The 22,179-nt window shown below is 69.3% G+C and carries 20 protein-coding genes, 1 rRNA gene and 1 riboswitch; of the genes, 3 read left to right on the forward strand and 18 right to left on the reverse strand.

Annotated features, from left to right (window positions below; translation table 11 throughout):
* Positions 1 to 120, reverse strand: a 16S ribosomal RNA gene (locus tag JTJ31_RS17315); the annotation flags it as partial.
* 524 nt (positions 121 to 644) lie between these two features.
* Positions 645 to 3,218, reverse strand: a complete 2,574-nt coding sequence (clpB, locus tag JTJ31_RS17320; RefSeq protein WP_207539985.1) for an ATP-dependent chaperone ClpB — start codon at positions 3,216 to 3,218, stop codon at positions 645 to 647.
* 111 nt (positions 3,219 to 3,329) lie between these two features.
* Between clpB and JTJ31_RS17325 the strand changes: the two genes are divergently transcribed.
* A complete protein-coding gene (locus JTJ31_RS17325; RefSeq protein WP_207539986.1) occupies positions 3,330 to 4,091 on the forward strand; it encodes an MOSC domain-containing protein in 762 nt (253 codons plus the stop codon).
* On the opposite strand, the gene thiC is transcribed toward JTJ31_RS17325, so the two are convergent.
* From thiC to JTJ31_RS17370, 9 genes are all read right to left on the reverse strand, one after another.
* Positions 4,078 to 5,877, reverse strand: coding sequence for a phosphomethylpyrimidine synthase ThiC (thiC, locus tag JTJ31_RS17330; RefSeq protein WP_207539987.1), 1,800 nt, complete (start codon positions 5,875 to 5,877; stop codon positions 4,078 to 4,080). The genes JTJ31_RS17325 and thiC overlap by 14 nt on opposite strands.
* A gap of 51 nt (positions 5,878 to 5,928) precedes the next feature.
* Positions 5,929 to 6,037: riboswitch (TPP riboswitch) on the reverse strand.
* A 32-nt stretch (positions 6,038 to 6,069) separates the two neighbouring features.
* Entirely contained in the window at positions 6,070 to 6,534 is a 465-nt protein-coding gene (locus JTJ31_RS17335) for a DUF4167 domain-containing protein (protein ID WP_408015429.1), read from the reverse strand.
* A gap of 154 nt (positions 6,535 to 6,688) precedes the next feature.
* The gene (gene prmC / locus JTJ31_RS17340; protein ID WP_207539990.1) at positions 6,689 to 7,546 is read right to left on the reverse strand and encodes a peptide chain release factor N(5)-glutamine methyltransferase; all 858 of its coding nucleotides are present in this window, start codon (positions 7,544 to 7,546) and stop codon (positions 6,689 to 6,691) included.
* Positions 7,543 to 8,598: a peptide chain release factor 1 gene (gene prfA, locus JTJ31_RS17345; RefSeq protein WP_207539991.1), complete on the reverse strand. Its 1,056-nt coding sequence runs from the start codon at positions 8,596 to 8,598 to the stop codon at positions 7,543 to 7,545. Before prfA ends, prmC begins: the two co-directional genes overlap by 4 nt.
* Complete coding sequence (hisS, locus tag JTJ31_RS17350; protein WP_207539992.1) at positions 8,595 to 9,845, reverse strand: histidine--tRNA ligase; 1,251 nt, start codon at positions 9,843 to 9,845, stop codon at positions 8,595 to 8,597. Before hisS ends, prfA begins: the two co-directional genes overlap by 4 nt.
* 39 nt (positions 9,846 to 9,884) lie before the next feature.
* Positions 9,885 to 11,027 (reverse strand): flavodoxin-dependent (E)-4-hydroxy-3-methylbut-2-enyl-diphosphate synthase, encoded by a 1,143-nt coding sequence (gene ispG / locus JTJ31_RS17355; protein ID WP_207539993.1) that lies wholly within the window; start codon positions 11,025 to 11,027, stop codon positions 9,885 to 9,887.
* A 77-nt stretch (positions 11,028 to 11,104) separates the two neighbouring features.
* Entirely contained in the window at positions 11,105 to 12,064 is a 960-nt protein-coding gene (locus JTJ31_RS17360; protein ID WP_207539995.1) for a helix-turn-helix domain-containing protein, read from the reverse strand.
* A 9-nt stretch (positions 12,065 to 12,073) separates the two neighbouring features.
* Positions 12,074 to 13,117: an NAD(P)H-dependent flavin oxidoreductase gene (locus JTJ31_RS17365; RefSeq protein WP_207539996.1), complete on the reverse strand. Its 1,044-nt coding sequence runs from the start codon at positions 13,115 to 13,117 to the stop codon at positions 12,074 to 12,076.
* Between the two features lie 5 nt (positions 13,118 to 13,122).
* Positions 13,123 to 14,340 carry an aspartate kinase gene (locus JTJ31_RS17370; protein ID WP_207539997.1) on the reverse strand — a complete coding sequence of 406 codons (1,218 nt, stop codon included), beginning with the start codon at positions 14,338 to 14,340 and terminating at the stop codon, positions 13,123 to 13,125.
* 63 nt (positions 14,341 to 14,403) lie between these two features.
* Here JTJ31_RS17370 and ubiG point away from each other — a divergent pair, with 63 nt between their 5' ends.
* Positions 14,404 to 15,120 carry a bifunctional 2-polyprenyl-6-hydroxyphenol methylase/3-demethylubiquinol 3-O-methyltransferase UbiG gene (gene ubiG / locus JTJ31_RS17375; protein WP_207539998.1) on the forward strand — a complete coding sequence of 239 codons (717 nt, stop codon included), beginning with the start codon at positions 14,404 to 14,406 and terminating at the stop codon, positions 15,118 to 15,120.
* Positions 15,121 to 15,129: 9 nt separating this feature from the next.
* Here ubiG and ccmB read toward each other — a convergent pair whose 3' ends face one another.
* Together ccmB and ccmA are read right to left on the reverse strand one after the other, a co-directional pair.
* Positions 15,130 to 15,780 (reverse strand): heme exporter protein CcmB, encoded by a 651-nt coding sequence (gene ccmB / locus JTJ31_RS17380; protein ID WP_207539999.1) that lies wholly within the window; start codon positions 15,778 to 15,780, stop codon positions 15,130 to 15,132.
* Positions 15,777 to 16,367, reverse strand: coding sequence for a heme ABC exporter ATP-binding protein CcmA (ccmA, locus tag JTJ31_RS17385; protein WP_207540101.1), 591 nt, complete (start codon positions 16,365 to 16,367; stop codon positions 15,777 to 15,779). Before ccmA ends, ccmB begins: the two co-directional genes overlap by 4 nt.
* Before the next feature lie 107 nt (positions 16,368 to 16,474).
* Here ccmA and acnA point away from each other — a divergent pair, with 107 nt between their 5' ends.
* Positions 16,475 to 19,171, forward strand: a complete 2,697-nt coding sequence (gene acnA, locus JTJ31_RS17390) for an aconitate hydratase AcnA (RefSeq protein ID WP_207540000.1) — start codon at positions 16,475 to 16,477, stop codon at positions 19,169 to 19,171.
* 110 nt (positions 19,172 to 19,281) lie between these two features.
* On the opposite strand, the gene rplI is transcribed toward acnA, so the two are convergent.
* The 5 genes from rplI to JTJ31_RS17415 form a co-directional block, all read right to left on the reverse strand.
* Positions 19,282 to 19,833: a 50S ribosomal protein L9 gene (gene rplI, locus JTJ31_RS17395; protein WP_207540001.1), complete on the reverse strand. Its 552-nt coding sequence runs from the start codon at positions 19,831 to 19,833 to the stop codon at positions 19,282 to 19,284.
* A 13-nt stretch (positions 19,834 to 19,846) separates the two neighbouring features.
* On the reverse strand, positions 19,847 to 20,746 hold the full coding sequence (locus tag JTJ31_RS17400; RefSeq protein WP_207540003.1) for a hypothetical protein: 900 nt from the start codon (positions 20,744 to 20,746) through the stop codon (positions 19,847 to 19,849).
* 15 nt (positions 20,747 to 20,761) lie between these two features.
* Positions 20,762 to 21,043 (reverse strand): 30S ribosomal protein S18, encoded by a 282-nt coding sequence (rpsR, locus tag JTJ31_RS17405; protein WP_207540004.1) that lies wholly within the window; start codon positions 21,041 to 21,043, stop codon positions 20,762 to 20,764.
* Between the two features lie 4 nt (positions 21,044 to 21,047).
* Complete coding sequence (gene rpsF / locus JTJ31_RS17410; protein WP_207540005.1) at positions 21,048 to 21,515, reverse strand: 30S ribosomal protein S6; 468 nt, start codon at positions 21,513 to 21,515, stop codon at positions 21,048 to 21,050.
* A 151-nt stretch (positions 21,516 to 21,666) separates the two neighbouring features.
* On the reverse strand, positions 21,667 to 22,176 hold the full coding sequence (locus JTJ31_RS17415; protein WP_207540007.1) for a hypothetical protein: 510 nt from the start codon (positions 22,174 to 22,176) through the stop codon (positions 21,667 to 21,669).
* Positions 22,177 to 22,179 lie beyond the last annotated feature (3 nt).

The raw sequence follows: 22,179 nt of genomic DNA on the forward strand, positions 1-22,179 counted from the left end.
AGGACACATTCCTACGCGTTACTCACCCGTCCGCCACTGACCCCGAAAGGCCCGTGCGACTTGCATGTGTTAAGCATTCCGCCAGCGTTCGCTCTGAGCCAGGATCAAACTCTCAGGTTCATCATCCATCCCCCGCAGCCAAAGCCGCACGGAACAGACCAACCCACCAATCCTGAATAAACCGCAGCGCCAACCAAGCCACCAACCAGCCCCAGGTCCCAGCCCAGCCAACCGGCACGCATCAACACCAACCCAGGCCAAAACCCAGGCAGCGCCAACCACGCATCCCGATCACCGCCGAACCGATCACCCAAAGCAGCCAGCCTCAGCCGCACCGCTTCAAATCACCAGAACACGCAAACACATCACTGCACAACAGATGCAACTGTCAAACAACGCAGGATCAACACCCCAACCCAGTCAGGGCGCCCATCCCAACCCCACCATGTCACCGGCAGGAAAACCAGGGGAAGCAATCTAAGAGCACCATCAGCGCCCGTCAACCACCTCAACCCCACCCCGCTTCCAGAACCCTCAGGAACCATCAGCGGCGTGGGGGGTATCTAGGCCTCGCACGCAGAACTGTCAAACGGCTTTGCATGTTACAGGCGCATGACAGGCCTGCGACACCACTTCTGCGTCGGTCAGTCCTGAACGGAGAGCGTTAGCTCTCCGTCCTCCACGGACACGACCACCTTCTGGCCGCCCCGGACCTCGCCCGCGAGGATCTCCTCGGCAAGCTTGTCCTGCAGGTTGCGCTGGATGACGCGCTTCAGCGGACGTGCCCCATAGACCGGGTCGTAGCCCGCCTCAGCCAGCCAGCCCTCGGCCTCCGGCGTAAGCTCGATGGCGATCTTCCGATCCTCCAGCAGGGCGACAAGCCGCGCCATCTGGATCCGGACGATGCTGCCCATGTCCTCGCGGGCCAGGCGACGGAACAGGACCATCTCGTCCAACCGGTTCAGGAACTCGGGCCGGAACCGCTCGCGCACCGCCCGCATCACGGCCGGCCGCGCCTGCTCCGTCTCTGCCCCGTCGGGAAGGTCGGCAATGGCCTGGGCGCCCAGGTTGCTGGTCAGAACGATGATGGTGTTGCGGAAATCGACCGTCCGCCCCTGCCCGTCCGTCAGCCGCCCATCGTCCAGTACCTGAAGCAGGACGTTGAACACGTCCTCGTGAGCCTTCTCGACCTCGTCAAAGAGGATGACCTGGTAGGGGCGCCGGCGCACCGCCTCCGTCAGCGTGCCGCCCTCCTCATAGCCCACGTAGCCCGGAGGCGCGCCGATCAGACGTGAGACGGCGTGCTTTTCCATGAACTCGCTCATGTCGATGCGGGTCATGGCGCGGTCGTCGTCGAACAGGAACGAGGCCAGGGCCTTCACCAGCTCCGTCTTGCCGACACCGGTCGGGCCCAGGAACAGGAAGGAACCGATGGGACGGTTCGGATCCTGTAACCCAGCCCTGGCGCGACGGACAGCCTTGCTGACCGCGGTCAGGGCCTCTTCCTGCCCCACCACGCGGCGGCGCAGCTCGTCCTCCATGCGCAACAGCTTGGCGCGCTCGCCCTCGAGCATCTTCTCGACCGGCACGCCGGTCCAGCGGCTCACCACCGCGGCGATGCTCTCCTCCGTGACCGCCTCGTTCACCAGCCGCGCGCCACCGTCGGCGGCCTCGGCCAGCTTCTTCTCCAGCGTGGGAATGGTGCCGTAGCGCAGCTCGGCCGCCTTGTTCAGGTCGCCGCGCCGCTCGGCCAGTTCCTGCTCGGTGCGGGCGTGATCCAGCTGCTCCTTCAGCTTCTGGCTCTCGACGACCTTGCCCTTCTCCGCCTCCCAGGTGGCGGTCATGGCCGAGGATCGCTCCTCCAGCTCGGAAAGCTCACGCTCCAGCCGGCTGAGCCGCTCGCGGGAAGCCTCGTCCTCCTCGCGTTTCAGCGCCTCGCGCTCGATCTTGAGCTGCAGGAGTCGCCGGTCGAGCTCGTCCAACTCCTCGGGCTTGCTGTCCACCTGCATCCGCAACCGGCTCGCCGCCTCGTCCATCAGGTCGATGGCCTTGTCGGGCAGGAAGCGGTCGGTGATGTAGCGGTTGCTCAGCGTCGCGGCGGCCACCAGGGCGGAGTCGTTGATCCGCACGCCGTGGTGCAGCTCATACTTTTCGCGGATGCCGCGTAGGATGGAGATCGTGTCCTCCACGCTCGGCTCGCCGACGAAGACGGGCTGGAAGCGACGCGCCAGGGCTGCGTCCTTCTCGATGTGCTTGCGATATTCATCGAGCGTGGTGGCGCCGATGCAGTGCAGCTCGCCGCGCGCCAGGGCGGGCTTCAGCAGGTTGGAGGCATCCATCGCCCCCTCCGCCTTGCCCGCGCCGATCAGCGTGTGCAGCTCGTCGATGAAGAGGATAACCTGGCCGGTCGCCTCCTCCACCTCCTTCAGCACGCCCTTCAGCCGCTCCTCGAACTCGCCGCGATACTTCGCGCCGGCCACCATGGCACCGAGGTCGAGCGACATGACGCGCTTGTCCTTCAGCGCCTCGGGCACATCGCCCTTGGCCACGCGCAGCGCCAGACCCTCGACGATGGCGGTCTTGCCCACACCCGGCTCGCCGATCAGCACCGGGTTGTTCTTGGTGCGGCGGGCGAGGACCTGGATGGCGCGGCGGATCTCCTCGTCGCGGCCGATCACGGGGTCGAGCTTGCCGTTGCGCGCCGCCTCGGTGATGTCGCGGGCGTATTTCTTCAGCGCGTCGAAGCTTTCCTCCGCATTGGGCGCGTCCACACGACGGCCCTTCCGCAGATGGGCGATGGCCTTCTCCAGCGCCTCAGCTGTCACGCGGCCAGCCTTGAGCGCCCTGGCAGCCGGGCTGTCCACGGTGGCGAGACCCTGCAGCAGCCGATCCTGCGCCACATAGGCGTCGCGCGCCTTGGTGGCGGCCTGCTGCGCGGCGTCCAGCGCGCGCACCAGCTCGGGCGTCGCCTGCGGCTGGCCGGCGCCGCTGCCCTGCACAGCAGGGATGCGCGCGATTTCGCGGTCATTGGCGGCTCGCACGGCAGCCGGGTCGCCCCCGGCGGCGGAAATCAGGCCACTTGCGGCCCCTTGCTCGTCGTCGAGCAGGGCCTTCAGCAGGTGTTCGGGCGTGAGTCGCTGGTGGTAGTCGCGAATTGCGACAGTCTGCGCGGCCTGGAGGAAACCACGGGCGCGCTCAGTGAACTTCTCAATATCCATTCCTGTCCCTCCTTGAGGCGACGAGAGAACGCGCCCCCGAATGGGCAGCGCGTCACTGCAGAGTGTGGTAACAAGGTCACAGGGGTTTCAAGGGGATTTGGGTCCAAAGCCATGCGCGTCGAGCACATCTACCGTTACCCAGTGAAAGGGTTCTCTGCCGAGGCGCTGGAAGAGGTCACGCTCCAGCCTGGCCAATGCCTGCCACATGACCGTGTCTTCGCTCTGGCGCAGGGCGACGCGCCGCTCGATCCGGACACGCCCGTGTGGATGCGGAAGACCAACTTCGCCTGCCTCGCCGCCAATGCGCGCATCGCCAAGCTTCACACCGCCTACGACCCGGCCACCCGCATCTGGCTGATCCGCCCGCCAGAGGGAGAGCCGCTCGTCGCGAATCTTTCCACGCTGGAGGGCCGTGCGGCTGCCGAACGCTTCATCACCGAATTCATGGGCGAGGAGGCACGCGGGTCGCTGCGTCTTGTGGAAGGCAAGGGCCACAACTTCACCGACATCCCGGAGAAGTCGGTGTCCATCATCTCGCTCGCCTCGCTGGCCGCGCTGGAGCGGGCGCACGGGATGCGGCTGCATCCGCTGCGTTTCCGCGCGAATTTCTACGTGGCGGGCGGGGCAGAATGGGCGGATTTCGACCTTATGGGTCAGGAGATCATGCTGGGCCGCGCAAAGCTGCGCGTCTGGAAGCGCATCGTCCGCTGCGCCGCGACCGAGGTGAACCCCGATACAGCGGAGCGCGACGCCAACCCGCCCCGCGAGCTCCGCAAGGCCTTCGGCCACATCGACCTGGGCGTCCAGGCCGAGGTGCTCGAGGGCGGCACCGTCGCTGTCGGCGACGCCCTCGAACCGCTCACTCCGGCTTGACGGGCAGATAGAGGCTGCTGCCGGAGTTGCGGAACTCCTCCGCCTTCGCCTGCATGGCGGCGGCAGCGTCCTGCACCTCCTGGCTGATCTTCATCGAGCAGAATTTCGGCCCGCACATCGAGCAGAAATGCGCCACCTTGGCGCCCTCGGCCGGCAGGGTCTCGTCGTGGAAGCGCTCCGCCGTCTCGGGGTCGAGGCCCAGGTGGAACTGGTCGCGCCAGCGGAAGGCGAAGCGCGCGCGGGACAGGGCGTCGTCATGGGCCCGCGCGCCCGGATGCCCCTTGGCGAGATCCGCCGCATGGGCCGCGATGCGATAGGTGATGACGCCGGTCTTCACGTCGTCGCGGTCCGGCAGCCCCAGATGCTCCTTCGGCGTGACGTAGCAGAGCATGGCGCAGCCGAACCAGCCGATCATCGCCGCGCCGATGCCGCTGGTGATGTGGTCGTAGCCGGGCGCGACATCGGTCGTGAGTGGCCCGAGCGTGTAGAAGGGCGCCTCGCCGCAGGCTTCCAGCTGGCGGTCCATGTTCTCCTTGATCTTGTGCATGGGGACGTGGCCCGGCCCCTCCACCATGACCTGCACGTCCTGGTCCCAGGCGATGCGCGTCAGCTCGCCAAGCGTCTCCAGCTCGGCGAATTGCGCGGCGTCGTTGGCGTCGGCGATGGAACCGGGGCGCAGCCCGTCCCCGAGGGAGAAGGACACGTCATAGGCGCGCATGATCTCGCAGATCTCGCCGAAGCGCTCATGGAGGAAGTTCTCACGGTGATGCGCGAGGCACCACTTCGCCATGATGGAGCCGCCGCGCGACACGATGCCGGTGACGCGCCCGGCGGTGAGCGGGATATGCGCGAGCCGCACGCCGGCATGGATGGTGAAATAGTCCACCCCCTGCTCCGCCTGCTCGATCAGCGTGTCGCGGAAGATTTCCCAGGAGAGGTCCTCGGCCTTGCCGCCCACCTTTTCCAGCGCCTGGTAGATCGGCACGGTGCCGATCGGCACGGGCGAGTTGCGCAGGATCCATTCGCGCGTCGCGTGGATATGCCGGCCGGTGGAAAGGTCCATCACCGTGTCGGCGCCCCAGCGAATCGCCCAGACCAGCTTCTCCACCTCCTCCGCGACGGAGGAGGCGACGGCGCTGTTGCCGATATTGGCGTTCACCTTCACCAGGAAGTTGCGGCCGATGATCATCGGCTCGATCTCGGGATGGTTCACGTTGGCCGGGATGATGGCGCGGCCGCGCGCGATCTCGGAGCGCACGAATTCCGGCGTCACCACGTCGGGAATGCTGGCGCCGAAGCTCTCGCCATCACGAATGCCGGCCGCCTCGCGCTTCTGGTTCTCGCGGATGGCGACGTATTCCATCTCCGGCGTGATGATCCCGGCGCGCGCATAGGCCAGCTGGGTGACAGCGCGTCCGCGCTGGGCACGCAGCACCTGCCGGCCGGTCCGGTCGAAGAGCGGCACCTTGGGCCGCTCGCCGGGCTTCAGCCCGTCATCCTCGGGGCGCCAGGGGCGGGGCTCGACAGTCTCCACATCGCCGCGCCCCTCGATCCAGGCCGCGCGCAGGGCGGGGAGCCCGGCGCGGATGTCGATCCGCGCCGCCGGATCCGTGTAGGGGCCGGAGGTGTCGTAGAGGGGCAGCGGCGCCTCGCCACCACCGACCGCCACTTCGCGCATGGCCACGCGCAGACAGGGATGGAGGCTGCCGGGGACGAAGATCTTGCGCGATCCCGGCAATGGGCCGGTCGTCACTTCCGGCGTGATTGGGGGCAAAGTGTCTGGCATGGCGTTCCTCGCTTCGATGCGCCATGCGGCGTTGGTCGAAACGGGACGCGTGGGGCGACCCCTCTCCTTCCCTCCGCCGGCATGATCCGGTTCAGGTTCGAGGGGTCTTCGCGACGGTAGCGAACTCTCAGCCCTTGTCGGGGCTCCCCCAGGTCGGATCAGGCTGCGCCCGCGCCGGCCGGGGGTCAAGCCTCAACGCTCGGCAGCCGGCTCCTCGGCCGGGGCGCCGGGCAGGCGCGGCATGGGCAGGGACTGCGCCTCGCCGGCCAGTTCGGCTTCGAGGGGATGCAGCCCGTCGCCATTGCCTTCGGCGGGCGCATCCTGCGCAGAAGCCTCGCCGGCATTGTCGCGGAAGCGGCGCTCCTGCTGCTGCGCCTGGGCCGCGTTCATGGCGCCCAGGATGCGGAAATAATGCTCCGCATGCTGGAAGTAGCCTTCCGCTGCCACGCGGTCGCCGCCGCTGGTCGCGTCGCGGCCCAGCTGCAGGTACTTCTCGAAAAGCTGCTGCGCGGTGCCGCGCAGCCGCACATCCGGGCCGCTGGAGTCGAAGACGTGGTTGCGGTTCAGCGGCTGGTTGCCGTTGTTGCCGCCGCCACTGTGCCGGAACCCGCCGCCACCCCCGCCGCCGTGGCGGTGGCCACGGCGCATGCGCTTCATGTTCATTTCGCTGTCGTGCTTCTGCTGTTCAGTTCCGTGAGGCGGGCCCAGCCCGGCGCACGGAGTCCGTGCTGTCCTACCGCGCCGGCGCCCTGGGCATCCCGGCATGGAAGGCTCGCCGGCCGATCCCACGGACCCTGCCGACACCTAGATATTAGTAAGTCTGCGGGGTTTCGCCAATGGCCTTGAAGGCCACGGCCCGCGGAATCCCGCCGAAATCCGCTTCCTGGGCCAGGAAAATGAGTCCCTTCCCCTCTCCCAGGGCACGAACCGGCTCCGCTTGGCCCATTCCCACCTCCAGCACCGCCACGCCGCCCGGCGTCAGGAGGCGAGGAAGGTCGGCGAGAAGCGCCCGGTAGGCGTCGAGTCCATCCGCGCCGCCATCCAGTGCGGAGCCGGGCTCGAAGCGCGCCACCTCGGGCATCAACTCCGCGACCGCTTCGCTCTCTATATAAGGCGGGTTGGACAGGAGGAGGTCGAACTGGCCGGCCAGAGCCGCCCCCCAATCCCCCGCGAGGGTCACGCAGCGCCCAGCCAACCCGTTCCGTTCGGCATTGCGCCGGGCCACCGCCGCCGCCCCTGCCCGGAGGTCCAGCCCGACGCCCCAGGCCCCCATCCGCTCGGCCAGGACGGCGAGAAGCAGGCAGCCCGTCCCCGTGCCCAGGTCCAGGATGCGTGCAGGATTGGGCGCAAGGGCGAGGGCCAGCCGCACTACCGCCTCCGAATCGGGGCGCGGGATCAGCGTGTCGGGACTCACCTCCAGGTCGAGGGTCCAGAACCCGGTGTGCCCGGTGATGAGGGCCAGGGGCTCCCGCGCGCAGCGGCGGCGCAGCATGTCCCGGAATTGCACCTCCTTCTCCGCCTCCACCGTGCGATCCGCATCGCGCAGCAGGGCCTCGCGCGAAACGCCCAGCGCGTGGGAAAGGAGCAGACGGGCCTCCAGCCGCGCCTCGGCGATCCCAGCCTGCCGGAGAGCGGCGCCCGCCTCGCAGAGCAGGCGGCCGATCGTCATTCGCCGGCCGCTGCCAGCCGCGCAGCCTCGTCCTCGCTGATCAGGGCGTCGAGGATCTCGTCCATCTCGCCCATCATCACCCGGTCCACCTTGTGCAGCGTGAGGCCGATGCGGTGGTCGGTGACCCGTCCCTGCGGGAAGTTGTAGGTACGGATGCGCTCGCTCCGGTCGCCGGTACCGACCTGCCCCTTGCGGTCCGCCGCGCGGGCGGAGTCCAGTGCCTGGCGCTGCGCGTCGAAGAGCCGCGCGCGCAGCACCTTCATCGCCTTGGCGCGGTTCTTATGCTGCGACTTCTCCTCCTGCATCGCCACGACGATGCCGGTCGGCAGGTGGGTGATCCGCACCGCGCTGTCGGTCTTGTTGACGTGCTGACCGCCGGCGCCCGAAGCGCGGTAGGTGTCGATGCGGAGGTCCTTCTCCTCCACGCGCACGTCCACCTCCTCGGCCTGGGGCAGCACCGCGACGGTGACGGTGGAAGTGTGGATGCGGCCCTGGGTCTCCGTGGCCGGGACGCGCTGGACGCGATGGACGCCGCTTTCGAATTTCAGCCGGGCGAAGACACCCTGCCCTTCGATCTCGGCCACCGCCCCCTTCACGCCGCCAAGCTCGCTCTCGTCATAGTCGAGCACGGTGAAGCGCCAGCCGCGCGTTTCGGCGTAGCGCTGGTAGGCACGGAACAGCTCCGCCGCGAAGAGCCCGGCCTCGTCGCCGCCTGCGGCGGGGCGGATTTCCAGGATGGCGCTCTTCTCGTCCGCGACGTCCCGCGGCAGCAGCATGAGACGGATCTCGCGCTCCAGTGCCGGCAGGCGCGACTTCGCCTCCTGCAACTCCGCCTCCGCCAGCTCCCGCATCTCGGGATCGGCGAGAAGGGCCTCGGCCTCCTCGCGGCTGGCCTCCAGTGCCTTGTACTCGGACACCTTCTCGACCAGCGGGTCGAGGGTGGAGAGTTCCTTGGAGAGGGCGCCGATCTGCCCGCCATCTGCCGTCTCCAGCATGGTGCGCAGCTCCGCCGCCCGCTCCATCATGCGGTCCAGGCTGGCGGGAAGGCTCATCGGGCGAGGCGCGTCGCGAGCCCGTCCAGCGCCACCTCCTCCTGCGTGCCCGCATCCAGGTCGCGAAGCTGGGCGATGCCGCGCGCCACCTCGGTCTCGCCGAGGATGATGGCGGCGCGGGCGCCGGCCTTGTTGGCGCGCTCCATGCGGCGCTTCAGATTGCCCTTGTGCCCCATCTCCGTCGCGATGCCGGCCTCGCGCAGAGCGCCGGCCACGCGGAGCGCCGCCGTCTCCTCCGCAGGGGAGACAGGAATGACATGCACGAGGTGTGGCGCCTTCGGCGTCAGCCCGCCTGCCTCCAGCAGCATGGCCAAGCGCTCCACCCCCGCGCCCCAGCCGACGGAGGGCGTGGCCGGGCCGCCCATCTCCTCCACGAGACCGTTGTAGCGGCCGCCACCCATCACCGTGCCCTGCGCGCCGAGCCGGTCGGTCACGAACTCGAAGGCAGTGTGGCTGTAGTAGTCCAGGCCACGGACGATGCGCGGATTCTCGCGAAAGGGCACGCCGAAGGCGTCGAGGTGCCGGCGCAGCGCGTCCCAGTGGGCACGCGCCTCATCGGTCAGGAAGGGCTCGATGGTCGGCGCCTCGGCGACCAGGGCGCGGTCCTTCGCATCCTTGCTGTCGATGATTCGGAGCGGGTTCTTCTCCAGCCGGCGCTGGCTGTCCTCGCTCAGCGCCTCCCGGTGCGCAGTGAAATGCGCGATCAGCGCGGCGCGGTAGGCGTCGCGGCTGGGCGTGTCGCCGAGCGTGTTCACCTCCAGCGTCACGCCCTGGCTGATGCCCAGTTCGCGCTGGATGTGCCAGCCGCAGGCGATCACCTCCGCATCCGCCAGCGGCTCGGCCGAGCCGAGGATTTCCAGGTCGATCTGGTGGAACTGGCGCTGGCGCCCGGCCTGCGGCCGCTCGTAGCGGAAGACCGGGCCGGCGGCGAAGACCTTGAGCGGCACCGATTGCGCGAGGCCGTTGGATACCAGGGCGCGGCAGATGCCCGCCGTCATCTCCGGCCGTAGGGTGATGCTCTCCCCGCCGCGATCCTCGAAGGAATACATCTCCTTGGAGACGACGTCGGAGGTCTCGCCCAGGCCGCGTGAGAAGACGCGGGTATCCTCGAAGATCGGCGTCGCCCATTCCTCGAAGCCCCAGAGCGCGCTGATGCGGCGCGCCGTTTTGATCACGCGATGATGCCGGCGGAATCCCTCGCCGATGAGGTCATGCGTGCCGCGGACGGGCTGGAGCTTGGTGGCCATGATGCGGGGCGGATAGCATCGCCCCGCCCGGCCCGGAAGCTACTCCGCCGCCAGGACGGCGGCCTCGGCGGCCTTCTTGGCGTCGGCCTCGGCCTTCAGCAGGGCAGCGCGCTTCTCCACCAGCCCGACCAGGTGCTCCACCATCTCCTCCGTGGTAGTCTGGTGACTGGTCTTGCCGCTGGCATAGACCATGTGCTTGTCGGCGCCGCCGCCGGTCAGGCCGATATCGGTCATCAGCGCCTCGCCCGGGCCATTCACGACGCAGCCGATAATGGAGAGGGTGACGGGCTGTTCGATATGGGCCAGCCGCTCCTCCAGCATTGCCACCGTCTTCACCACGTCGAAGCCCTGGCGCGCGCAGGACGGGCAGGAGACGATCTTAACGCCGCGATGGCGGATGTGCAGGGACTTCAGGATCTCCCAGCCCACATGCACCTCCTCCTCCGGCGCAGTGGAGAGCGAGACGCGGATCGTGTCGCCGATGCCGGCCCAGAGGAGGTTGCCCAGGCCGATGGCGCTCTTCACGGTGCCGGTGCGGCGGCCGCCCGCCTCCGTCACGCCGATATGCAGCGGATGGTCGCAGGCCTCGGCCAGTTGCTGGTAGGCCGCGACGGCGAGGAACACGTCGCTCGCCTTCACGCTGATCTTGAACTCGTGGAAATCGTTCTGGAGCAGGTGGTCGGCGTGCCAGAGCGCGCTTTCCACCAGCGCATCCGGGTTCGGCTCGCCATACTTCTCCAGCAGGTGCCGCTCCAGGCTGCCCGCGTTCACGCCGATCCGGATGGAGCAGCCATGGTCCTTCGCGGCCTTCACCACCTCCTTCACCCGCTCGGGCGAGCCGATATTGCCCGGATTGATGCGGAGGCAGGCGGCGCCGGCCTTGGCGGCCTCGATGGCGCGGCGGTAGTGGAAATGAATGTCGGCCACGATGGGCACGTTCACCTCCCGCACGATCTCGGCGAGCGCGGCGGTGCTTTCCTCGTCGGGGCAGGAGACGCGGACGATGTCCACGCCTGCCAGCTCGCAGCGGCGGATCTGCGCGATTGTGGCAGCCGCGTCGCTGGTCAGCGTGTTGGTCATGGTCTGCACGCTGACCGGCGCGTCCCCGCCAACCAGAACCTTCCCCACCCGGATCTGGCGGGACTTCCGGCGCTCGATGTGCTGGTAGGGACGGTAGCTCATGAAGGACCCTCGGCGTGCTCTCGCCCATATAGCGCCCCAGGGGGCCGGCCCAAAGCCCGGGCCGCGTGACGCCTGTGTTACTGCCGTGGGGAGGCGGGCTGGGGCCGCGGAGCCTGGGCGGGCGGGTTGCGAAGCTGGTCGGGCACCAGGGCAATGTTGCGGCGAACCCCCGTGGCGCTGGACAGCGCTGGGGAAACCTGCCCGTCCACCACGATCTCCATGTTCTGCGCGCTTCCGGTGGTGAGGGTCAGCCCCTCCCGGTTCGGCACCGAGAAGCTTTCCCCAGCCCGCATCACCTGGTTGAGGAGCAACTGACCATTGCGGGAGTCGCGGATTTGGGTCCAGGCCTCGCCCTTGAAGCGCAGCACGATGCGGCTGCCATCGGCCGGAAGCGCCGCCGAGGCTGCGGACGAGGCAGGGGGCTGCGATGCCGGGACCTGGACCGGCACCTGCACCGGCACGGGAAGCGGCGGTAGGCTTGGCGTCGCCTGGGAGGGAGGTTGCGCCGGCGGAACGGCGGCGGGAGCCTGCGGCGGGCGCAACGCCTCGCCATCGCGAGAAGCGGATTCCAGCCGGGCGGGCACCGGGAGCACGGTATCCACCGAGCGTTCGCCAGTTCCACTCCAGCTATACCAGGCGACATAGGAGCCGATGAGCAGCGCCGCGCCGGCCAGGATCGTCACCCCGGCCGGGAAGCCGCGCTCGGGCACCGGCTCTGGAAAGACCAGGGCGGTCTTAGGGCTGGTCGCGCCGGTGGCGACATCCCGGAAGCGGCGCACCATCTCCGCCGCATCGAGGCCCAGCGCGGCTGCATAGTTGCGCACGAAACCCAGCGTATAGGCCGGGGGAGGCAGATCCTTCAGCCGCCCCTCCTCCAGCGCCGTCAGGTAGACGCGACGGATGCGGAGATGGCGGGCCATGTCCTCCAGGGTGGTGCCCATGGCCTCCCGCGCCTCGCGCAGCTCGTCGCCCAGCCGGGCGGCATCCACCGCCAGGGTTTCCTGGGTCCTGGAGAAGCGCTTGACGTTGTCGAACACGACGGTGGTTTAGCGCCCGGGGCCGCGCAGGGCCAGCGCCGCGGCGGCCTGCTCCACCAGCTCGGCCACGATCTCTGCGGCGGGTTGCTCGCGGGTCACCATGCCGACGCTCTGCCCGGCCATCAGCGAGCCATTCTCCACGTCGCCATCGATCACGGCCCGGCGCAGCGCGCCCGCCCAGAAATGCTCGATGTCGAGCTGTGCCTCCTCCTTGGTCAGCTCTCCTGCGCGGAACCGCGTCAATACGGCGGCCTGGTGCTCCATGAAGCGCTTGGTGCCCTCGTTCTGCAGGGCGCGCACGGGGATGACCGGGAAGCGCTCATCCAGCTGGATGGTAGGCAGGGCGTCGCGGGCCGCGCCGCGGATGAAGGCGCGCTTGAAGTTCGGGTGGGCGATGCATTCCGTCGCGCAGACGAAGCGGGTGCCGATCTGCGCCCCCGCCGCTCCCATCTCCAGATAAGAGAGAATGGCCTCGCCACGACCGATGCCGCCGGCGACGAAGACCGGCACCTCGGTGACATGCGGCAGGATCTCCTGCGCCAGCACGTTCAGGGAAACCGGGCCGATATGCCCGCCCGCCTCGCTGCCCTCGATCACGAGCGCGTCGGCGCCGGAGCGGACCAGCTTCTTCGCCAGCGCCAGTGCCGGGGCGAAGCACACCACCTTTGCCCCGCCTTCCTTGGCGCGCTTCAGCGCCGCGCCGGGCGGGATGCCGCCCGCGAAGACAATGTGGCTGACCTTGGCCTCCAGGCACACATCCACCAGCTGCTCCAGCCGCGGGTGCATGGTGATGAGGTTCACGCCGAAGGGCCGGGAGGTCAGGGCCTGGGTCCCCGCGATCTCTTCGGCGAGGCGCGGCGGCTCCATCGCGCCGCAGGCGATGACGCCGAAGGCTCCGGCATTGGAAAGCGCGGCGACGAGGTTGCGCTCGCTCACCCAGGACATGGCGCCGCCGAGCAGCGCGTAGCGGCTGCCGAAGAAGGCCGCGCCGCGCGCCATCAGCCGGTCCAGCTGCGCGAAGGCTGCCTCAGGCGGGGAAACAGACACGTCCATCCGATTCAGGCGTCCAGCCCATAGGCCGTATGCAGGGCGCGCACCGCGAGCTCGGTGTATTCGGCCGGCACCAGCACGCTGACCTTGATCTCGCTGGTGGAGATCACCTGGATGTTGATGCCCTTCTCGGCGAGCGCCCCGAACATGGAGGAGGCGACGCCGGCATGGGTTCGCATGCCGATGCCCACGACGCTGATCTTGGCGACGTTGTCGTCGGCCAGAAGCGTCTCGAACCCAACCTCTGCCTTCGCCTTCTCAAGGATGTCGCGGGCGCGAGGCAGGTCCGCCTTGCCAACGGTGAAGGTCATGTCCGTGGTGCCGTCGGCGCCCACGTTCTGGACGATCATGTCGACGTTGACGTTGGCCTCGGAGAGCGGGCCGAAGACGCGGGCGGCGACGCCCGGCCGGTCCGGGACGCGGCGCAGCGTCACCTTCGCCTCATCCCGCGAATAGGCGATGCCGGAAACGATCGGCTTCTCCATGATCTCGTCCTCATCCACGACCAGGGAGCCTGGCTTGTCCTCGAAGGAAGATAGCACCTGCACGCGCACGCGGGCCTTCATGGCCAGCTCGACGCTACGGGTCTGCAGAACCTTGGCGCCGACGGAAGCCAGTTCCAGCATCTCCTCGTAGGAGATGCGCTCCAGCTTGCGGGCGCGCGGCACGATGCGCGGGTCCGTCGTGTAAACGCCGTCCACGTCCGTATAGATGTCACAGCGATCGGCCTTCAGAGCGGCCGCCAGCGCCACCGCCGACAGGTCCGAGCCACCGCGGCCCAGCGTGGTCACGCGGTTCCGCACCGGCTCGATGCCCTGGAACCCGGCCACGACCGGCACCTGCCCCTGCTCCATCCGGGCAATCAGCTCGGCCCCGTCGATCTCCTCGACGCGGGCCTTGCCATGGGCGTTGTCCGTGCGGATCGGCACCTGCCAGCCCTGCCAGGACCGTGCCTCGACCCCGATGGCCTGGAGCGCGATGGCGGTGAGGCCGATCGTCACCTGCTCGCCCGTCGCGACGACCGTGTCGTATTCGCGCGCATCATGCAGCGGCGACAGGTCCTGGCACCATTTGACCAGCTGGTTCGTCGTCCCGGCCATGGCCGACACCACCACGGCGACCTGATGCCCCGCATCCACCTCGCGCTTCACGCGGGCGGCGACGTTGCGGATGCGGTCGAGATCGGCGACGGAGGTTCCGCCGAACTTCATCACGATACGGGACATTGCGGTTCCTGGGCGGGCAGCCCGAACCTTGCGGGCGCTTTCCGGGCGGGTCAGATACCGGGCATGACCGAGACGGGCAACAGGGGCACCACCGCCGCCCCCGGGGAAATCGCCAAGTTCGATGCCCTTGCGCAGGATTGGTGGGACCCGCGTGGCCCGATGGCACCGCTTCATGCCATGAATCCGGCCCGCATGGGCTGGGCGGCCGCGCGGCTGGGCCGCCTGGAGGGGCTGCGGGTTCTGGATGTCGGCTGCGGGGCGGGGCTTGCCTCGGAATGGCTCGCCCGGCGTGGCGCCACCGTCACCGGGCTGGACGCGGCCGGGGCGGCGCTGGAAGCGGCGCGGCGCCATGCGGCGGAGGGCGGGCTTACGATCAACTATATGGATGGCCGGCCCGAGGATCTGGAGGGCGGGAGCTTCGACGCCGTGCTTGCCCTGGAGGTGGTGGAGCACGTGCCGCCGGCCGAACGCGCCCTCTTCTGCGCCTCGCTGGCCCGGCTGGTGCGGCCGGGCGGGGCCGTGATCCTTTCGACCCTGAACCGGACGCCGCGGGCCTGGGTGACCGCCAAGCTCGGCGCCGAGTACCTTCTGCGTTGGCTCCCGCGCGGTACGCATGACTGGCGGCTCTTCCCTCGCCCGGCGGAACTGGCCGGGCTGCTGCGCGGCGCCGGGCTGGTCGTGGAGGACACCGCCGGGTTGTCCCCGCGCCTGGGCGGGGGCTTCGCGGTCACGCGGGACATGGCGGTCAACTACATGATGGCGGCCCGCCGCCCGGGCTGAGCTCTGCCTTCAGTCGCTCCGCAGCGCCGCGCCTGCCGCAAGGGGCGCCAAGGGAAGGGCCAGGGCGAGCAGCGCCGCCTCCAGCAGCAGGAAGGGTCGTGCTTCCAGCCCGCTGACCGCGGCCTCGATTGCCGCGGCGCCGAAGATGACGACGGGGATGGCCAGTGGTAGGACCAGCAGGGGAAGGAGCACCCCGCCGCGCCGCGCGCCCAGGGTGAGCGCCGCCCCCGCCGTTCCCAGCGCCGAAAGCAGCCCAGAAGCCAGGGACAGGGACAGGGCGGCCGTGCCCCAAGCCTCGACCGGAAGGTTGAGCAGTGCGGCCGCCACCGGCGTGGCCGCGACAAGGGGCAGGCCGGTGGTCAGCCAATGCGCCAGCGCCTTCACCGCCGCCAGCTGCGCCGGGTGCAGACCGGACAGGAGAAGCTGGTCCAGCATCCCGTCCTCCGCATCGGCGCCGAAGAGCCGGTCAAGCGGCAGCAGCGCCGCCAGCAGCGCGGCCGCCAGCAGCGCGCCGGGTGCCAGCCGCGCCAGCAGCTCAGGCGACGGCCCCACGCCAAAGGGAAACAGCGCCGAAACCAGCACGAAGAACAGCACGGCCGAGAGCGTGTCCGCCGGGTGCCGCAGGGCCAGGCGAAGCTCGCGGGCCAGAAGCGGGATCACAGCCGGATCTCCCGCGCATCCGGCAGCGGCAGCGGCAGGTGCGTCGCGGCGAGGACGATTCCGCCCCTCTCCCGGTGCGCTGCCAGCAACGGGCCGAGCAGCGCCACGGAATCGGAGTCCAGCCCAACGGTCGGCTCGTCCAGCAGCCAGAGTGGCGCGGGCGCCAGCGCCAGCCGCGCCAGGGCGAGGCGGCGCTTCTGGCCGGAGGAGAGGACCCGCGCCGGAAGCTCCGCAAGCGGCGCGAGGTTGAGCGCCGCCAGCGCCATCCCCACATCTCCTCCATGCAGCCGGGCGAAGAGGGCAAGATTCTCCCGCGCGGAGAGGCTGGGCTTCAGCGCATCCTGGTGGCCGAGGTATCGCAGCCGGGCACCGTGGGACGGACGGTCGGCCAGGGCATCCTCGCCCTGCCAGAGCACCCGTCCCTCGGCCGGCGGGACCAACCCGGCCAGGACCCGCAGCAGCGATGACTTGCCGGCCCCGTTCGCCCCGGTGAGCAATGCAGCCTCCCCGGGGGCGAGGGCGAAGCTGATGCCTGCGAAGACGAGGCGCTCTGCGCGCCAACAGGCCAAGTCTTCCGCTTGCAGCAGGCGCGCCTCCGATGCCTTGGGGATGGTTGCCCTCACGGCCCGGGGGCCAATGGACCATGAAGCTTCGCCATGCTTAAAGGCGGGGCGCAAGAGTGGGGACACTTCAGATGCGCATGATCGGGCAGGACACGCTCAAAACCCGCCGCCAGCTCAATGTTGACGGCAAGACCTATCAGTATTTCAGCCTGCCCGAGGCGGCGAAGGAGATCGGCGACGTGTCTCGCCTGCCCTTCTCGCTGAAGGTCCTGCTCGAGAACGTGCTGCGCTTCGAGAACGGCCGCTCCTACACCGTGAACGACGCGCGCTCGATCGCGGAGTGGGTGAAGCAGGGCATGTCCGACAAGGAAGTGCCCTTCCGCCCCGCGCGCATCCTGATGCAGGACTTCACGGGCGTCCCCGCCGTGGTGGACCTCGCCGCCATGCGCGACGGCATCATCAAGCTGGGCGGCAACCCTTCCAAGGTGAACCCGCTGGTCCCGGTGGACCTCGTGATCGACCACTCGGTGATGGTGGATGTGGCCGGCTCCGCCCAGGCCATGACCAAGAACGTCGAGATCGAGTTCGAGCGCAACGGCGAGCGCTATGAGTTCCTGCGCTGGGGCCAGGACGCGTTCCAGAACTTCCGCGTTGTCCCGCCCGGCGCCGGCATCTGCCACCAGGTGAACCTGGAGTATCTGGGCCAGGTGGTCTGGACCAGCGCCGAGGATGGCGAGACCTACGCCTACCCGGATTCCTGCTACGGCACGGACAGCCACACCACCATGATCAACGGCATGGGCGTGCTGGGCTGGGGCGTGGGCGGCATTGAGGCCGAGGCGGCCATGCTGGGCCAGCCCATCGCCATGCTGATCCCGGACGTGATCGGCTTCCGCGTCCAGGGCAAGCTGCGCGAGGGGGTAACGACCACCGACCTGGCGCTGACCGTGACGCAGATGCTGCGCAAGAAGGGCGTGGTCGGCCGCTTCGTCGAGTTCTTCGGCCCCGGCCTCGACTCCATGCCGCTCGCGGATCGCGCCACCATCGCCAACATGGCGCCCGAATACGGTGCGACCTGCGGCTTCTTCCCGGTGGACGAGATCACGCTGGACTACCTGCGCCTGTCCGGCCGCGACCCGCACCGCGTCAACCTGGTCCGCGAGTACCACAAGGCCCAGGGCATGTGGCGCGACGCCAACACCCCTGACCCGGTCTTCACCGACACGCTGGAGCTCGACCTCGCCACCGTCGAGCCGTCGCTCGCCGGGCCGAAGCGGCCGCAGGACCGGATCGCGCTGGGCTCCGTCGGCCCCTCCTTCAAGAAGGACCTCGCGGCGGGCGCCATGGGCGTGCCGGGTGACCAGGCCGAGCTGCGCGTGCCGGTGGAAGGCGCGAACTACGAACTCGGCCACGGGGACGTGGTGATCGCCGCCATCACCTCCTGCACCAACACCTCCAACCCCTATGTGCTGGTGGCTGCCGGCCTCGTCGCCCGCAAGGCGCGGCAGAAGGGGCTGAAGCCGAAGCCCTGGGTGAAGACCTCCCTGGCCCCTGGCTCCCAGGTGGTGACGGACTACCTGGACTCCGCGGGGCTGCAGCCCGACCTCGACGCGCTGGGCTTCCAGACCGTCGGCTATGGCTGCACCACCTGCATCGGCAATTCCGGCCCGTTGCCGGACCCGATGGTGGATGCGATCGAGGACAACAAGCTCGTCGTCTCGGCCGTGCTCTCGGGCAACCGCAACTTCGAGGGCCGCGTCCACGCCAATGTGCGCGCGAACTACCTCGCCTCCCCGCCGCTGGTCGTGGCCTATGCCCTCGCCGGCTCGGTGAAGCTGGACCTCGCCAAGGATCCGATCGGCACGGGAAGCGACGGGCAGCCCGTCATGCTCAAGGACATCTGGCCCTCCCAGCAGGAGGTGGCAGAGATCGTCCACCGCAACGTGACGCCGGAGATGTTCAAGAACCGCTACGACAACGTGTTCAACGGCACGGAGCAGTGGCGGGCGATCCAGGTGGATGCGGGCAGTGACACCTATCGCTGGAATGGCGGCTCCACCTACGTCCAGAACCCCCCATACTTCGAGGGGATGACGATGGAGACGAAGCCGCTCTCCTCCATCAACGGCGCGCGCGTCCTGGCACTGCTGGGCGACAACATCACGACGGACCACATCTCGCCGGCGGGCAACATCCGCAAGGTGAGCCCGGCGGGCGAATACCTGCTCGAGCACCAGGTGCGGCCCTTCGACTTCAACAGCTACGGCGCCCGCCGCGGCAACCACGAAGTCATGATGCGGGGCACCTTCGCCAATATCCGCATCAAGAACGAGATGGTCCCGGGCACGGAGGGCGGCATCTCGCAGCACTTCCCCTCGGGCGACGTGGCGCCGATCTATGACGTGGCGATGCGCTACAAGAATGAGGGCGTGCCGCTGGTGGTGTTCGGCGGCAAGGAGTACGGCATGGGCTCCTCGCGCGACTGGGCCGCGAAGGGCACCTTCCTGCTCGGCATCAAGGCCGTGGTGGCGGAGAGCTTCGAGCGCATCCACCGCTCCAACCTCGTCGGCATGGGCGTGCTGCCGCTCGTGTTCCGCGAGGGCGAGAACCGCTCCACCCTGTCGCTGCGCGGCGACGAGGTGGTGGACATCCTCGGCATCGAGGATCTGAAGCCCCGCATGATGCTGGAGTTGGTGATCACGCGGGCTGACGGCACCGTGGTGCGGACCGAGGTGCAGTGCCGCGTGGATACGGCCGACGAGGTCGAGTACTACCGCAACGGCGGCATCCTGCACTACGTGCTGCGCGGCATGGCCAAGGCGGCCTGACGCAACCGGGAGGGGGTTTGCCCCCTCCTCCTTGCTTCTGCGAGCACAAAAAAAGGGGGCCGCAAGGCCCCCTTTCCTTTTGGGCGTTGCCCCGTTTCCGGGGCCGCTCCTCACTCGCGCGTCGCGGCGCCCAGCTCGGCGACCAGCTCGTCCTCGAGGGTGATCTCCTCCTCGCGCACGATCTCCTCGCCACGGGCCTGCTTCTCCGCCTCTTCGGGGGAGCGGGCGACGTTCACCGTGACCGGCAGCAGCACCTCGGGGTGCAGCTCCACGCGCACCGTGGACAGGCCGAGCATCTTGATCGGCTGCTCCAGCAGAACCTGGCTGCGGCTGACCGTAAGGCCGGAGGCCTTGCAGCCCTCGGCGATGTCGCGCGCGGACACGGAACCGTAGAGGTTGCCGCTCTCGCCGGCGGAGCGGATCAGGACGACCGACAGGCCCTCCATGCGCTCGGCCACGCGCTCGGCCTCCTCGCGGCGCTTCAGGTTCTGTGCCTCGAGCTGGGTACGGTCCTGCTCGAACTTGGCGATGTTCGCCTTGGTGGCGCGGATCGCCTTGCCCTGGGGCAGGAGGAAGTTGCGCGCGTAGCCGGGCTTCACCTTCACCAACTCGCCCATCTGGCCGAGCTTTTCCACGCGCTGCATCAGAATCAGGTCAATCATCACACGTCTCGCATCAGGTTGGGGGCGGCGCGCGGCGCCGCCGGATCTGTTCGAAAAGGCCCAGGCCGACCATCAGCGGGGCCATGACTTGCAGGAACAGGAGCATGAGCAGGTAGAAGCCCACCAGGAACGCCATGCGCGCTGGCCGGTCCCGCAGCCGCTGGTGCACCGCCGCCACGCCGAGCAGCAGGAAGGGCACCAGCAGGATCAGCAGCACCGACAGCGGCACCGCCCCGCCCACGGCGAGCAGCCCGCCGAGGGCCAGGCCCGGCAGCAACAGGTACCAATCCGGCACCCGCAGCGTTTCCGCCGGCGGCGAGGAATGGAGGGCAAGCCCCCGGCGCTCCAGGATGCGCTGCGCGATCAGGCCGTTCACGACCATGGTCAGCGCCATCCAGAACCCGGCCGCGGCCGCCTTCACCCGCGCCACCTGCTCGACCATGCCTTCCGGCAGGGCCACGCCCATGCGCTGCGTGCCAAGCGCCACTGCCTCGCGCATCGCCCCTTCAAGATCGGGGATCAGCGCCGCGAGGGCCAGGACGATGGCGGCCGGCCAGATGCCCAAGAGGGCCAGAGGCAAGGCCAGGTCCATCCGTCCCGGCTGCTGTGCCGCCCCCACCAGCAGCGCCGCCGGCAAGCCGAAGGCGAAGAAGTAGATGGCGAGGCCCAGCAACGGGCTCAGCAGCAGGAGGCTCAGCGAGGCAACGATCACCGCGAAGGCGGCAGCGCGCGCCCCGAAGCCAAGCCCCGCCAGCAGCAGCGGCAGGGGCGTGACCCAGAGCAGCACCCCGCCCAGCGGCAGGCCGCGCATGGCCCAGAGGGCGCACAGCGCAGAGCACGCGCCCGCGGCCAAAGCCGCCGGCGTCGCGGCGGAGACCGAAGCCCCGCCCTGCCCTGTGCCGTGGCCGCTCACGCCACCCGGTCCTGCTCAGTCGTTGATCACGTAGGGCAGCAGGGCCAGGAAGCGGGCGCGCTTGATGGCCTGGGCCAGCTCACGCTGCTTCTTGCCGCTGACCGCGGTGATCCGGGCCGGAACGATCTTGCCGCGCTCGCTCAGGAAGCGAGACAGGAGGCGCACGTCCTTGTAGTCGATCTTCGGCGCGTTCGGGCCGGAGAACGGGCAGGACTTCTTGCGCCGGTAGAAGGGCCGGCGGGCGCCGACGGCCGCGCGGCGGTTGGCGATGTTCGGTTCGGCGGTGGTCTCGCTCATGCTCTCAGACCTCCTCGTTCAGGTTCATGTCCATCTCGTCCCGCGGGCGGGCGCGGAACTCCTCGCGGTCGTCGCCGCGGGAACCGCCACGGCCCGAGGCGAAGCGCCCGGCGGGCTTCGGCCCGCGGAAGCCGCGCTCACGCTCGTCGCCGCGCTTGGCGAGGATGGCGGAGGGCTCGTCGCTGATGGACTCGATGCGGATGGTCATCTCACGCAGCACGTCCTCGTTCAGGCCAAGCTGGCGCTCGACCTCCTGCATCGCGGCGGGCGGCGCCTCGATGCCGAGGAGCATGTAGTGCCCCTTCCGGTTCTTCTTCACGCGATAGGCGAGGCCGCGCAGGCCCCAGTATTCGCGCTTCTTTACCTCGCCACCAGCCTCGCCGATGACGGTGGCCACGGACTCGGCGATCGCCTCGACCTGCTGCTGGGTGACGTCGTTGCGCGCGATGAACACGCATTCGTAGAGCGGCATGCTGTCTCCCTGTGGATGCTCAGCCCTGGCGGCCCTCGGGATGAGGGCGCGCAAACGGGCATAGCCGCGGGCGTGCCACGCCGGCGGCAGGGTGGCGGGGGTTAATCACAGCCGGGACGCGGTGTCCATGGCGGCTTTCGCCGCCCTGCCCTCACAGAACGGAATAGGCCGCGCGGGACAGGGCCTGGAGGGTGGCGGAAGCCTCGGTCCCGGAAGGGAGGGTCACGCGCAGCTTCACCGTCCAACCCGCGGACTGTCCCACGCAGGCATAGGTATCCGCCGCCTGACCGCCCGCGAAGCGCTGCTCGGCCACGAGGCAGCGCGCGCCGGTGAGGAGCGAGCCCCACTCGCGCGGCGCACTCACCGTGTATTGCCGCATAGCGCCCAGGGAGCGGATATCCTCCTGGGTCCGGGCGAGTTCGGCCTCCACCGTGGTCGCCCGGCGATACAGGTAGACCGTCGCCACGCCCGGGCCGGAAGGCGGGCGGTATTCCGCCGCCGCGCCCAGCCCGGCACCGCCGGGGCGCGATTCGAGGTCCGTGACCCCGCGCTTCAGCCATCCGGCGGCCTCTGCCGGAAGGCGGGACGCGAGTTCCGCTGGGGCTTGAGCAAAGGCCGGCGCGGCGGCCAGGAGCATCATCGCGGGAAGGAGGGGTCGCATCGC

Origin of the sequence: Sabulicella rubraurantiaca, from assembly GCF_017355885.1 — a bacterium.
GTDB lineage: Bacteria > Pseudomonadota > Alphaproteobacteria > Acetobacterales > Acetobacteraceae > Roseococcus > Roseococcus rubraurantiacus.

Coding starts and splice junctions, on each gene's coding strand:
- prfA (WP_207539991.1), bottom strand. CDS start 8,598: ATGAGCCTTCCCGCCAGCCTGGACCGCATGATGGAGCGGGCGGCGGAG.
- JTJ31_RS17325 (WP_207539986.1), top strand. CDS start 3,330: ATGCGCGTCGAGCACATCTACCGTTACCCAGTGAAAGGGTTCTCTGCC.
- JTJ31_RS17370 (WP_207539997.1), bottom strand. CDS start 14,340: ATGTCCCGTATCGTGATGAAGTTCGGCGGAACCTCCGTCGCCGATCTC.
- JTJ31_RS17365 (WP_207539996.1), bottom strand. CDS start 13,117: ATGGACGTGTCTGTTTCCCCGCCTGAGGCAGCCTTCGCGCAGCTGGAC.
- rpsF (WP_207540005.1), bottom strand. CDS start 21,515: ATGCCGCTCTACGAATGCGTGTTCATCGCGCGCAACGACGTCACCCAG.
- JTJ31_RS17335 (WP_408015429.1), bottom strand. CDS start 6,534: ATGAAGCGCATGCGCCGTGGCCACCGCCACGGCGGCGGGGGTGGCGGC.
- thiC (WP_207539987.1), bottom strand. CDS start 5,877: ATGCCAGACACTTTGCCCCCAATCACGCCGGAAGTGACGACCGGCCCA.
- ubiG (WP_207539998.1), top strand. CDS start 14,404: ATGACCGAGACGGGCAACAGGGGCACCACCGCCGCCCCCGGGGAAATC.
- ispG (WP_207539993.1), bottom strand. CDS start 11,027: ATGAGCTACCGTCCCTACCAGCACATCGAGCGCCGGAAGTCCCGCCAG.
- hisS (WP_207539992.1), bottom strand. CDS start 9,845: ATGGCCACCAAGCTCCAGCCCGTCCGCGGCACGCATGACCTCATCGGC.
- acnA (WP_207540000.1), top strand. CDS start 16,475: ATGCGCATGATCGGGCAGGACACGCTCAAAACCCGCCGCCAGCTCAAT.
- JTJ31_RS17415 (WP_207540007.1), bottom strand. CDS start 22,176: ATGCGACCCCTCCTTCCCGCGATGATGCTCCTGGCCGCCGCGCCGGCC.
- rpsR (WP_207540004.1), bottom strand. CDS start 21,043: ATGAGCGAGACCACCGCCGAACCGAACATCGCCAACCGCCGCGCGGCC.
- prmC (WP_207539990.1), bottom strand. CDS start 7,546: ATGACGATCGGCCGCCTGCTCTGCGAGGCGGGCGCCGCTCTCCGGCAG.
- clpB (WP_207539985.1), bottom strand. CDS start 3,218: ATGGATATTGAGAAGTTCACTGAGCGCGCCCGTGGTTTCCTCCAGGCC.
- rplI (WP_207540001.1), bottom strand. CDS start 19,833: ATGATTGACCTGATTCTGATGCAGCGCGTGGAAAAGCTCGGCCAGATG.